The organism is Vibrio mediterranei (genome assembly GCF_900088415.1).
GTDB lineage: Bacteria > Pseudomonadota > Gammaproteobacteria > Enterobacterales > Vibrionaceae > Vibrio > Vibrio mediterranei.
Genome location: NZ_FLLQ01000004.1, coordinates 439,351 through 451,576 on the forward strand (window position 1 = coordinate 439,351; position 12,226 = coordinate 451,576).

At 44.8% G+C, this 12,226-nt stretch carries 12 protein-coding genes; 4 read left to right on the top strand and 8 right to left on the bottom strand.

Features of this window, described 5'->3' with window-relative positions; genetic code table 11:
• Positions 1-2 precede the first annotated feature (2 nt).
• From menB to VME0621_RS14450, 4 genes are read right to left on the bottom strand one after another with little or no spacing between them, the layout of a single operon-like run.
• On the bottom strand, positions 3-869 hold the full coding sequence (gene menB, locus VME0621_RS14435) for a 1,4-dihydroxy-2-naphthoyl-CoA synthase (RefSeq protein WP_006075264.1): 867 nt from the start codon (positions 867-869) through the stop codon (positions 3-5).
• Positions 870-872: 3 nt separating this feature from the next.
• Positions 873-1,727, bottom strand: coding sequence for a 2-succinyl-6-hydroxy-2,4-cyclohexadiene-1-carboxylate synthase (gene menH / locus VME0621_RS14440; RefSeq protein ID WP_062462772.1), 855 nt, complete (start codon positions 1,725-1,727; stop codon positions 873-875).
• Positions 1,720-3,432: a 2-succinyl-5-enolpyruvyl-6-hydroxy-3-cyclohexene-1-carboxylic-acid synthase gene (gene menD, locus VME0621_RS14445; protein WP_062462770.1), complete on the bottom strand. Its 1,713-nt coding sequence runs from the start codon at positions 3,430-3,432 to the stop codon at positions 1,720-1,722. Before menD ends, menH begins: the two co-directional genes overlap by 8 nt.
• The gene (locus tag VME0621_RS14450; protein ID WP_038230150.1) at positions 3,429-4,736 is read right to left on the bottom strand and encodes an isochorismate synthase; all 1,308 of its coding nucleotides are present in this window, start codon (positions 4,734-4,736) and stop codon (positions 3,429-3,431) included. Before VME0621_RS14450 ends, menD begins: the two co-directional genes overlap by 4 nt.
• 228 nt (positions 4,737-4,964) lie before the next feature.
• Here VME0621_RS14450 and VME0621_RS14455 point away from each other — a divergent pair, with 228 nt between their 5' ends.
• From VME0621_RS14455 to VME0621_RS14465, 3 genes are all read left to right on the top strand, one after another.
• Complete coding sequence (locus VME0621_RS14455; protein ID WP_006075260.1) at positions 4,965-6,179, top strand: pyridoxal phosphate-dependent aminotransferase; 1,215 nt, start codon at positions 4,965-4,967, stop codon at positions 6,177-6,179.
• An 83-nt stretch (positions 6,180-6,262) separates the two neighbouring features.
• The gene (yfbR, locus tag VME0621_RS14460) at positions 6,263-6,847 is read left to right on the top strand and encodes a 5'-deoxynucleotidase (protein ID WP_006075259.1); all 585 of its coding nucleotides are present in this window, start codon (positions 6,263-6,265) and stop codon (positions 6,845-6,847) included.
• Positions 6,848-6,865: 18 nt separating this feature from the next.
• Positions 6,866-8,197, top strand: a complete 1,332-nt coding sequence (locus VME0621_RS14465) for an anti-phage deoxyguanosine triphosphatase (protein WP_370736772.1) — start codon at positions 6,866-6,868, stop codon at positions 8,195-8,197.
• Positions 8,198-8,216: 19 nt separating this feature from the next.
• Here VME0621_RS14465 and VME0621_RS14470 read toward each other — a convergent pair whose 3' ends face one another.
• Positions 8,217-8,837: a tRNA-uridine aminocarboxypropyltransferase gene (locus VME0621_RS14470; protein ID WP_062462797.1), complete on the bottom strand. Its 621-nt coding sequence runs from the start codon at positions 8,835-8,837 to the stop codon at positions 8,217-8,219.
• Between VME0621_RS14470 and rrtA the strand changes: the two genes are divergently transcribed.
• Complete coding sequence (gene rrtA, locus VME0621_RS14475) at positions 8,836-9,399, top strand: rhombosortase (protein WP_062462767.1); 564 nt, start codon at positions 8,836-8,838, stop codon at positions 9,397-9,399. The two genes, VME0621_RS14470 and rrtA, sit on opposite strands and share 2 nt — an antisense overlap.
• Here the strand turns inward: rrtA and VME0621_RS14480 are convergent.
• The 3 genes from VME0621_RS14480 to hbs all read right to left on the bottom strand — a co-directional run bounded on the left by VME0621_RS14480 (position 9,382) and on the right by hbs (position 12,164).
• The gene (locus tag VME0621_RS14480; RefSeq protein ID WP_062462764.1) at positions 9,382-9,675 is read right to left on the bottom strand and encodes a ComEA family DNA-binding protein; all 294 of its coding nucleotides are present in this window, start codon (positions 9,673-9,675) and stop codon (positions 9,382-9,384) included. The genes rrtA and VME0621_RS14480 overlap by 18 nt on opposite strands.
• A gap of 171 nt (positions 9,676-9,846) precedes the next feature.
• On the bottom strand, positions 9,847-11,706 hold the full coding sequence (gene ppiD / locus VME0621_RS14485) for a peptidylprolyl isomerase (RefSeq protein ID WP_062462762.1): 1,860 nt from the start codon (positions 11,704-11,706) through the stop codon (positions 9,847-9,849).
• 185 nt (positions 11,707-11,891) lie between these two features.
• Complete coding sequence (gene hbs, locus VME0621_RS14490) at positions 11,892-12,164, bottom strand: non-specific DNA-binding protein Hbs (RefSeq protein WP_006075676.1); 273 nt, start codon at positions 12,162-12,164, stop codon at positions 11,892-11,894.
• Between the last annotated feature and the right edge of the window lie 62 nt (positions 12,165-12,226).

Consider the following 12,226-nt stretch of genomic DNA (forward strand, 5'->3'; position numbering starts at 1 on the left):
GGTTACGGGTTTCTTGGGAACTTATTGAAGTCTGGACGACGCTTCTCATTAAATGCATTACGTCCTTCCTGACCTTCATCAGTCATGTAGAACATCATAGTCGCGTTGCCCGCTAGCTCTTGTAAGCCAGCTTGACCATCACAGTCAGCGTTCAGAGCGGCTTTCAGGCATCGAAGTGCCATTGGGCTATGTTGAAGTACTTCACGACACCAACGAACAGTCTCTTTGTCCAAATCCTCTAGTGGCACAACCGTGTTCACTAAGCCCATATCCAAAGCTTCTTGTGCGTCGTAGAAGCGGCATAAGAACCAAATTTCACGAGCTTTTTTCTGGCCAACGATGCGAGCCATATAAGACGCACCCCAACCACCATCAAATGAACCAACTTTAGGACCCGTTTGACCGAACTGTGCATTTTCTGCTGCAATCGTTAGATCACACATCATGTGTAGAACATGACCACCACCAACAGCCCAGCCAGCTACCGAAGCGATAACAGGTTTAGGGCAAGTACGAATTTGACGTTGGAAGTCCAACACATTGAGATGATGTGTACCTGAATCATCTTGGTAACCGCCATAGTCGCCACGAACACTTTGGTCGCCACCAGAACAGAAGGCTTTTTCACCTAATCCAGTAAGAATAATGACTCCAACACCCTCGTCGTAACGAGCGTCAGCCAGTGCTTTAATCATTTCGCTGACTGTTTTTGGGGTAAATGCATTGTGAACTTGTGGGCGTGCAATCGTGATTCTCGCGATGCCATCTTCAGATTTATGATATTGAATTTCTTCAAAATCGCCCGTTACATCCGCCCAATTAACCGGTGCGTAAAGTTCTTCTTCTGTTAGTCCAACTGTTTTAGCCATGATCTATTCCAATTTTTCTTTTGGGTTTAAACCCATTTGTTCTAGATAACTCAGCAACACCGAGGCAAAGGCCTTAGGCTGCTCTTTGTGTACATTATGCCCAGCTCCCGCAATCACCTTAAAATCAAGGTTGCTATCTTGAGCTAGCGCAGTAAATTTTGTGTCTCGTTCACCCACGATATACAGAGGTCGATTACCGTTACTAAGCCGAAGCTGCTGGATTTTTGGCAACAGGTTAGGCTGGTGAGCTAGTGAAGTCGTCATCAGCATATGACTTAGCTTGTCACCAAGGTTAACACTACGTTTAGCAATCAAATCTTGTCTTTGCTCATGATTTAAGGAAGAAAACACCGGTTGTTGATACCAATCGCCCAAAACCTCTGCAATATCATCATTTTTGAAGCGATGCGCCCATGCTAAGTCATTTGCAAATCTATCCTGACGGGCATGTTCTGAGCACAGTCCAAAATTTCCACCTTCAATGACGACACCAGCCACCGTGAGTGGCAGCAGTTGATTATCTGCACCCTCATACTCGCAGAGAAAGTACATCGACAACCTAGCACCTAACGAGTACCCCACCAAACAGATGGGCACTGTAGCACTGAGGTTTTGTGTTTCAATACATTTTAGTATGGTTGAATGGATCAATCTGCAAACATCACTAAAACTTGTGCTTTGGATCGACTGACTTTGACCATGTCCCGGTAAATCGACAAACAGCTTGTTGTAGTTTGGAAGGTATTCACTAACGGTGTGAAAGTCGTCACCCGCCCCTAAAAAGCCATGTACGAAAACCAACAGAGGCTGATCTTCAGTATGAGCTTGGCGGGAGGCTGTAAACTGACTATTAAGCATGAGTTTGATAAGTACTAATATCTTGGCTTAGTTGGCGAATCAAACTTGCTACTTCGTCGGCAGCGGTAAGCACTTCAATCAATAGAGTGTCTTTACCACTTAATAGATGATGTTGAATTTGTGTCTCTAAGTCTTCACGTGATTTAGGTGCGCTATATTGCAAACCAAACTGAGCCGCCGCATGTTCAAAGTTTAGGCCATGAGGCATTTGATAACAGCGTACTTTTTTGTCTTGCGGCACAGGCAGCATATCAAATATCGCCCCCCCATCATTGTTAGTCACAACGATTACGCAAGGTACTTGTGTACGACTAAAAAGTGACAGCGAATTCAAATCATAGAGCAGTGATGTATCACCCAAATAGAGCACCATCGACTTACCTTTATCGCGATGAACACCATTGGCAGAAGCGACCAAACCATCAATACCTGATGCGCCTCGATTGCTATAAGTTTCGATACCAAGCGGGTTAGTTAACATATCCGCTAACCTTACTATAAGGCTATTACCCATAAAAACACTAATGTCTAGCGGTAGTCGCTCAATGCTACGGGCAACATCAAATTCGGTCAGGTGTGAGCGAGTAGGCATTAATGTCGTTACGATTTGGGCATAAGATTTTAATTCATCCCCCCACCCGATATTTCTGCTGTGCTCCACTGTTTCTATGGCTGACTCTAACCATAGAGGAATTGACACCTGACAATGTTTCAACGCAACGTGATCTGGGTTTAACCGCTCGCCAAATTCACTCAGCACTAGGTAATCACTGTGTTGAGATTGCTGCTTTAGCCAAGCATTCAGCCTTTTCGAAACCAGCCTTGCACCTACTTGGAGTACAGTATCGGCACTTGAAAGCATGTCTGCTGCTTGCGGATTCTGAAGCCAAATATCATAACGCTGCCAGTCACCTCCCAAACCCGATTGAGGGTCGAGCAGAATTGGCCAACCTAATTTCTGCGCCAGTAACTTTGCTTGCTGGGCAATAGCGAGAGTTACACTGCCTACGACAATGACACCTTTTCTGTCACTTAGTCTTAATGCACTATGCTCCGCCGTATAGTCAGTAACGTTAACCGTATGGTAGTCGACAAAGCAGGCCTTGCTATTACGCCATTTCGCTATGGGTTGCAAATAGGCTGAGAACGAACGCTTATCGTCTCCACCATATAATGGTTCAGGGAACGGACAGTTGAAGTGAATACTACCGCCATTCACTTTTTGAACTGATAACGCATGGTCAACTGTAGATAATATCCACGTTGGCGAAATCTGGGTTGTCGGCGATGGCAGATTAACGGTCTCCGTCACATGTTGTGAGAAGATTCCAGACTGCACGATGGCTTGATTAGCACCACAATCGACTAACTCAATGGGACGATCAGAGGTCAGTAAAACCAGCTTCTCTTTAGTCAACTTCGACTCAGCAACCGCAGGAAGTAAATTAGCGACTGCAGTGCCAGATGTAACAATGACAGCAACAGGTGATTGGCTTGACTTGGCAAGACCTAACGCCAAGAAACCTAAACCACGCTCGTCAAAGTGTGTGTGAACGGTCAACTCAGGGTGAGCAACAGCCTCAAGAGTAAGCGGGGTTGAGCGTGAACCCGGAGCAATGCATACGTGTCTTACCCCTTGGCGATAGAGTTCTTCTATTAGTATTTCCGTCCAAACCCTATTTAAAGCAGCTTGGTTTTGGCTCATGACGCAACACCTAATGACGGTTGGTCAGAAATTAGACTCAATAACGTGGACATCTTTTTATCCAACTCTTGCCATTCATGTTCGGCGATGGAACCAGGCACGATCCCCGCACCCGCGAAGAGTTGTAGCTCATCTTTGACCAATAACGCACTTCTAATCGCAACACAAAACTCTGCTTTTTCATGGCTTAGATAGCCCACTGAACCAGCGTACCAACCACGCGCAAAAGGTTCGTTCTGCTGGATATACTGCATTGCTTCTGCTCTTGGAAGCCCCGCAACCGCAGCTGTTGGCTGCAACGCTTGTAGCAATTGCACACCATTAATACCCTTGTGCAAGTGCGCCAAGATGTTTCTTTTTAGATGTTGAACTTTACGCAAGCGAACTAAGCGAAGTTCGCTTTCTAAATGCACTTGGTCTGAATGTGGCGATAGGCTTTGCAGAATATCATCCACAACGTACTGATTCTCATTGATGTTCTTGTCATCCTGAGTCAACCAATTGGCAAGTTCCATATCTTGAGCAGCATTGCCACCTCGACCAATCGTACCCGCCAAAGCTTCTGTCTCTAGCTCCTGTCCTACTCTTCGATAGAGGCGTTCAGGCGTTGAGCCTACAAATGCGTGACCAGGGGACAAGGCCATCAAAAAATGAAAGCTATGATGGTTTTGAGCATAACTTGCTTTGAGTAGCTGCGCAGGAGAAATGGAATGCTTGAGATCAACGCAGGTTTTACGAGCCAAGACCACTTTTTTGAATTTGTCTTGTTGAATTCCTGCTAAAACATCATCAACCAAATCACACCACTGTGTTTTCTCTGGTGTATGACGCAATGAGACGATGTCACTCGCTAGCGGCGCGAGTTCTTTTGCATCGGCAACGAGTTGCTTCAAGGCCCTAATTGATACCTCTTTGCTCATTCCAATGTTAACCGCCAAACGCCATCCTTCATCGAAACGAATCAACTCAACTTGAGGTAGGAAAAAGAATGCCGACATACAACGACGGTTTTTGTCTGAATGGCCATCAAAAGAGCGACCACCCCATACTCGCTGGTTTTCACTGAGGATCGTATAAGCAGGAGCTGCTTCAGAAAAAGTATGAAGCTGACCGAGAGCAACCACTTCTTCACGGGTATCTCTCGACTGCCAATAGAACTTAGGATAATGAGGCTGAGCGTCCAACCAGTCGATGCCATGAGTCTTTGGTGAACCCTGCAATTCTTGCTCTAGTCGTTTGGTGCCTTGCGGCGCACGCTCTAGTTTTTCAACAAGCTGAGTGATGGCTTTTGTTAAATGAGACAAATCAACCTCAAAACTGTAACTTTTAATCTTATATACACGAGATACTCTATTTATACCAACTACATAGATCAAGCAACACGCGCTTTAATTGTTCGCAATGTTAAGTGGCTCATTGCCACTGAATTCATATCCAATCTTTAATTTTCACTTTAGGCAGATTTTTATTCTTTCAAAAGCCAATTTAGTGTAATTTAGTAAAGAAATAGCCGTTTTTTTAGGAATATAGCAATGAAAAATATCGAGATGTCGTCAAAACTCGATAATGTCTGCTACGACATTAGGGGACCTGTACTCAAACATGCTAAGCGCATGGAAGAAGAGGGACATAAAATACTGAAACTCAATATCGGTAATCCCGCCCCTTTTGGTTTTGATGCCCCTGATGAAATATTAGTCGATGTCATCAGGAATTTACCTACATCTCAAGGTTATTGTGATTCCAAAGGTATATACTCAGCACGCAAAGCTGTGGTTCAACACTATCAGCGTAAAGGCATTCGTAGCTTAGACGTTGAAGATGTTTACATTGGCAATGGCGTTTCGGAGCTCATTGTAATGGCGATGCAAGCTCTGTTAAACAACGGAGATGAAATGTTAGTTCCCGCTCCTGACTATCCACTTTGGACAGCAGCGGTTTCTCTATCCGGTGGTAGCCCAGTTCACTACCTCTGTGATGAACAAGCTGATTGGTATCCAGACCTAGATGATATCAAGAAGAAAATCACGCCTAAAACTCGTGGTATTGTGCTTATCAACCCAAACAACCCAACCGGTGCGGTGTACAGTCGTGACTTCCTACTCGAGGTGATTGAAATTGCACGCCAGCATAAACTTATCATCTTCGCAGATGAGATTTACGACAAAGTTCTGTATGACGGCGCGACTCATACCTCAGTTGCAACCCTAACCGAAGATGTACTCGTAGTGACCTTCAATGGTCTTTCTAAGTCTTATCGCGTTTGTGGCTTCCGTGGCGGTTGGATGTTTATGACGGGCCCTAAGGAGCATGCCACTGGGTACATTGCGGGTCTTGAAATGCTTGCCTCGATGCGCCTTTGCGCTAACGTTCCGATGCAACACGCGATTCAGACCGCCTTGGGTGGCTACCAAAGTATCAATGAACTGATCTTGCCGGGTGGTCGTCTATTAGAACAGCGAGATAAAGCCTACGAGCTTATTACTCAAATTCCAGGGATCTCTTGTGTGAAACCCAAGGGAGCTATGTACCTGTTCCCCAAGATCGACACCAAGATGTACAACATCAAAGACGATCAGCGCATGGTGCTCGATTTTTTGAAGCAAGAAAAGGTTCTCCTCGTGCAAGGCACTGGTTTCAACTGGCCTAAACCTGATCACTTCCGCATCGTTACTCTACCTCACGTAGAAGATCTAGAGATGGCGATTGGTCGATTTGAAAAATTCTTGGCAACATATAGCCAGTAACTCTTTCATAACACTGATATAAAGCCTATTCTTATTGAGCGCCGAATAAATAGTTCGGCGCTAGTATTAAGGGATTACGCTGTATGAAAGAAAGTCACTTTTTTGCTCACCTTGCTCGAATGAAACTGATCCAACGCTGGCCATTAATGCGTTCGGTTTCAACGGAAAACATCTCTGAACACAGTCTTCAAGTCGCCTTCGTTGCTCATGCTTTAGCCATCATAAAAAACAAGAAATTTGGCGGTAAAACCAACCCTGAAAGAATCGCGATTCTCGCGATGTATCACGATACCAGTGAAGTGCTAACTGGGGATCTTCCAACACCAGTTAAATATTACAACCCAGAAATCGCAAAGGAATACAAAAAGATAGAGTCTGCAGCTGAGCGAAAGCTGCTGTCTATGTTACCCGAAGAATTTCAGGATGATTTCCGACCTTTCTTAATTTCAGAATACGCTTACGAAGAAGACACCCAAATTGTCAAACAAGCCGATTCTATCTGCGCATATTTGAAATGTCTTGAGGAGCTGAGCGCTGGAAACCATGAGTTTGCTCTCGCCAAAAAACGTTTGGACCAAACACTGCTTGAAAAGCAAACCGAAGAGATGGACTATTTCCTAAACACCTTTGCACCAAGCTTTGAGCTTTCTCTTGATGAAATCAGTTAGCCAACTCGAGGAATTGAGATGCTGTTAGAATCCATGCAAATTTGGCAAGCCAGACATAGTGATGAGCACAAGCTCAGACGTAATGATCATCGCGACCCCTTCCAACGTGATAGAGCTAGGATTCTCCACTCTGCAGCGTTTAGGCGACTGCAAGCTAAAACGCAGGTGCACGGTACAGGTGTTAACGATTTTCACCGCACACGCCTAACACATTCGCTCGAAGCGGCTCAAATTGGCTCAGGCATCGCAGCTCAATTAAAACAAAAACAGCCAGAACTCGAACCATTATTGCCTTCTGATGCACTCATTGAAGCACTCTGCCTCGCTCATGATATCGGTCATCCACCCTATGGGCATGGCGGTGAAGTCGCACTCAACTACATGATGCGTGAATATGGTGGTTTTGAAGGTAACGCCCAGACGTTTCGTATCGTCACCCAACTCGAACCCTACACCGAGCATCACGGGATGAACCTCACCCGTCGCAGCCTATTAGGTTTGCTTAAATATCCCGCCCCTATTAGCCAAACTTGCGCCGACAAACAGCCTCACCCGGTGAGCAGCCAACGCCAGTTAAAAGCGAAGGACTGGGCGCCTGCAAAAGGGATCTACGATAAAGATAAGCCCCAGTTTGATTGGGTTATCGACCCACTATCTGACAGCGATAAATTATTGTTGCAAACCATGCGATTTGAGCAATTGACTCCACTTCAACACAACAAGACGCAATTCAAATCTCTTGATTGCTCTATCATGGAGTTAGCTGACGATATTGCTTACGGTGTGCATGACTTAGAAGACGCAATTGTGCTTGAGTTGGTGGACAAAGATATGTGGCGAGCCAATGCCGCGGCACAGCTTAAAACGCAAACCAATACTTGGCTCTCAGAACATATTGACTCAATCACTGAACTGCTTTTTTCAGGTAAACACTACGAGCGAAAAGACGCCATCGGGGGCATTGTTAACGCCCTACTAACTAGTATTGAAGTCAAGAAAGTCCCAGAAGCTAGTTTCGACGATCCTTTACTTCACTACAACGCCTATCTTGATGGTGATATGGAATGTGTCTTAGCGATTCTGAAACGATTTGTCAGCGAGTTCGTGATTCAAGTACCAAGGGTACAAATCGTCGAGTACAAAGGCCAACAAATCATTATGGATCTTTTTGAGGCATTCAGCGCCGATCCTGAGCGCTTACTTCCTGAATCAACACGCAACCTTTGGCGTAAAGCCAGTGGACAACAAGATAACGGAATGCGTGTGATAGCTGACTATATTTCCGCCATGACTGACGGTTATGCGCAAAAGATGCATCAACAACTGTTTGCGGCGCATTCGAATTACTAGTGATTAGAAAGGTAAAACCTTAATCGTTGGAGCCCGGAGCGCGATAGTTTTTTTCATAAACACCTGAAGGCATTTGCTGAATCTGGAACTCTATCATTTTTTCAAATGCAACCAGCATAGCGTCGAAGTTCCGTTCAGGCTCTAACGTTTGAATAATATGATGACCCGCTTCAACCGTGGATAGAGCATTAGGTGATGGTGCTTTGCGAATCCGATAATCGCCCTGCAAGGTCTCTGGCAATTTAACCAACGGTAAAGTATGCAAATTCGTAGACAGTTTCCACATCTTAAACGCTTTCTTCCACGTTCCGTCTAGGAGAATGACACGCAAGTGCTTATTAGGCGCTGCGAGTTGTGTTTGCGATAATTCAACAGAGTCTTCACCCGGATACAGCACCACTGACTGGTATCTATCATCAGCCAACAGATCATTAAGCGCTTGATGGGTCGAGAAATCCTCACCAATAAAAAGATGTCCGTTTGGCAATGACAAGGACAAAATTCGCGCCGTCCCAAGCGGGCGCTTTTCTTCACTTGGGTGCTGCAAAATGATCAATTGTGTGTCACAGTGAATGGGCTGAATCCACTGACAAATACAAGCGCGCTTAGCTTTCAAGCACTTGGGACAATATCGAGATATGGACACTTCTTTCGTCATAAGACTATTGCTGTTTTCTCTACTTTGCGCACTGCTGCAAATCCCGAGCTTACAATCCTTAGTAGAGTGGAACAAGCTAGCAATACATGCGGGTCAATGGTGGCGGATAGTATCAGGAAATTTCTCGCATACCAACCTAGCACATCTGGGCATGAACCTCGCCGGACTTTGGGTCATTTGCTACGTATTTCGTCCTTCGTGGCGGTCAGTGGTGGCTGTTACGCTAATTAGTGCGACCTCTATTGGTTTCGCTTTGTTGTTCACAAACTTAACGTATTACTTAGGCCTATCAGGAGTACTCCACGCTTTATTTGCTTATTGGGCGCTACAAGAGGCACTGAGTGGAAGAAATTCAAGCTGGCTGTTGGTCTTGGGCATCATCGGTAAAGTGGCCTGGGAAAGCTTCTACGGAGCGTCAGAAGCAACCTCGCAGCTAATCGCGGCTCCAGTTGCGACACAAGCCCACGCAATAGGACTTGGCGTCGGCTTGATTTTGGCACTCTCGGTAAGCGTCTATCGTCGTAAGTTACAGAGTGATTCTTGAACGGTTCTTCTCTACCGTTGCTTCACCAATACCTTTCACTTGAGTTAAATCATCTGCCGATTTAAAACTTCCGTGTTGATCGCGATACTCCACGATATCTTTTGCTTTTTCCTCGCCAACACCTTTGAGCAGTTCCGCTAGTTCCTCAGGACCCGCTTGGTTGATATTGACTGTTATCTCTATCCCCTCTAGTTTCTTCGCTTCGGATGCATAGGAAAAGCTCACAGGGACAACTAACAAAACTACTAGCAGCCAAACATTTTTTAGATACTTCATTTGAATTCCTTTTTCTCACTAAAAGTCGCCATCCAAGATACCCAGAAAAAACAAGCTGAAAAGTTCTGTCTACTGAAAACAAAACGGACCGCGAATGCGGTCCGTTTTTATTAGCTTATCAGTTACACAAGAACTGTGAGCTGAATTGCGTCATCGACTCTGTTTATGCTGTTATTCAGCATCAAGTAAGTATTCGATGTCCGTATTTTTGCGCAGAATTGAAAGCACAGAAGCTAAATCTTGTTGAGTCGCCTCACGCTCCATTTGAGCGCCGATTTGCTCGTTGTATGCTTCATTGTACTCAGAAGCGACTTTAGTTAGCTCAACAACAACAATGTTGCCTTCCATATCTTTAGTCTGAGCGTAGGTCGCTGCGTTTTCTGCTGGCTTAGTCATTGCAAACACAGTGCCTGCTAATGGAGAGCTACGGTCGATAGCTTCCAGTTCTCCAAAGCTTAGATTGTTCGCTTGAAGTGTGTCCTGCTTGCCTTCTTTTAGCTCGTTCACTAACTGAACACCCAACTCCATAGCCGCTTGCTCACCTTTAACTTTCGCTAACTGAGTTTCCACTTGCTCTTTCACTTCTTCAAGTGGCAATACAGTTTGTTCACGAACGTCATCGACACGAACCACAATGATATGCTCTGGTGCCACTTCCATCACTTCAGAGTTAAGGCCATCTTCTTTCACTTCTGGTGACTGAATCGCTTGCATCACTGCTGGCGATTTCAAGATTTCTGGCGCATCAACTTGAGAAATGAAATCGGTAGTCACGACTTTCTGACTAACTGCTTTCGCTGCATCATCCAGTGAATCTGGATATTCGAAAGCAATCTTCTCTAGCTCATTTTGCAGGTTATAGAACTCATCTACCGCCACTTGGTCTTTTAGCTCAGCAATGATTTCGTCTTTCACTTCAGCTAAAGGCTTAGACTCAGATGCCTTGATAGCGTCAAGTTTAATAATGTGGTAACCGAAATCAGACTTAACTAAACCAGTTGTATCGCCCACATCCTTAAGAGCAAATGCAGCTTCTTCAAAAGCAGGATCCATCACATCACGTTCGATCCAACCTAAAGAACCACCCTCTTCAGAGCTACCAATGTCTTCTGACTTTTCTTTCGCTAGCGTCGCAAAATCAGCACCGGCATTGAGCTCGTCCAAAATTGCTTGCGCTTTCGCTTCGTCATCGCCTTGAACCAGAATATGGCTCACTTCACGTTGCTCAGAAGTTGAGTATTTATCTAGATGCTCGTCATAGTACTTCTGAACTTCATCATCAGTGACTTTAACTTGATCTTTAAGTGCTTGAGCAGATAGCTCAATGTAAGCCACTTTAACTTGCTCAGGACGCGTAAACTGGCCAGGGTTCTCTTCATAGTACTTTTGAATCTCTTCATCAGTAATCTGAGCTTTCTTAGAGAAGTCAGCTAGCGATAGAGTCAGCGTTTTGATATCACGCGTTTGGGTTAGCAGCTTGCTTTGAAGCTCAATTTCGCTCGGAAGCGTAAACTCGCTACCTTGCAATGCCGATAGCAGTTGGTTACGAACCAAATCACGACGAAGGTACTCTGCAAAGCTGTCAGCACTGAAACCAGCACGGCGCAGCGTTGCTTGATAAATGTCTTGGTCAAATTTTCCGTCATTTTGGAACTGAGGCATCTCAAGAATCATTTGACGGATTTGAGCGTCGCTAATACGTAGCCCCAGCGATTCTGCATGTTGCTCAAGCAACACATCATTAATCATACGATCAAGGACTGACTTACGGAAAGACGCTACGTAGCTTGGGTCACCAAGCAGAGTCGAGAAGTAATCACCAAGCTGAGATTGCATGCGATTGCGTTCATTTTGATACGCTTGTTCAAACTCACCACGACCAATTTCTACATTACCCACTTTTGCCGCAGTATTGCCAATTCCGCCTGCGATATAGCTACCTACACCAGCAAACACAAAAGACAGAATAATGAGTCCTAAGATAATTTTAACCGCGATGCTATTCACGCCTTCGCGAATTCGCTCCATCATAATTTTATTACTCTCCAGATAGGAAGGGTTATCTTCTACTGCATCGGATAATATCAGAAAAAGAAATGCGCATCAGTAAGATGCGCATATTTAAAAAAAGTTCGACTTATTTTGTCGATTAAGCCTTACAAAAGCTTAATTTTTGCTCAGTTGACGCAAGGTTTGTGCGCAACTGTAACAAATGATTAGTTACAAGCGTCTTTAAGAGCTTTACCTGCTTTGAATGCAGGAACTTTAGCTTCAGAGATTTGGATCTCTTCACCAGTTTTTGGGTTACGACCTGTACGTGCTGCACGAGTACGTACGCTGAAAGTACCGAAGCCAACTAGAGCCACTTGATCACCTTCTTCTAGAGTAGTGCTAACTGCTTCGATGAAAGCATCTAGTGCACGACCAGCTGAAGCTTTAGATAGATCTGCGTTCTCTGCGATTTTTTCCACTAATTGTGTTTTGTTCACTGTGTTTCCCCTTTCTGTTACCGAATTGTTATTTTTTAAAAGGTAACGTTAGTTCCATTCTC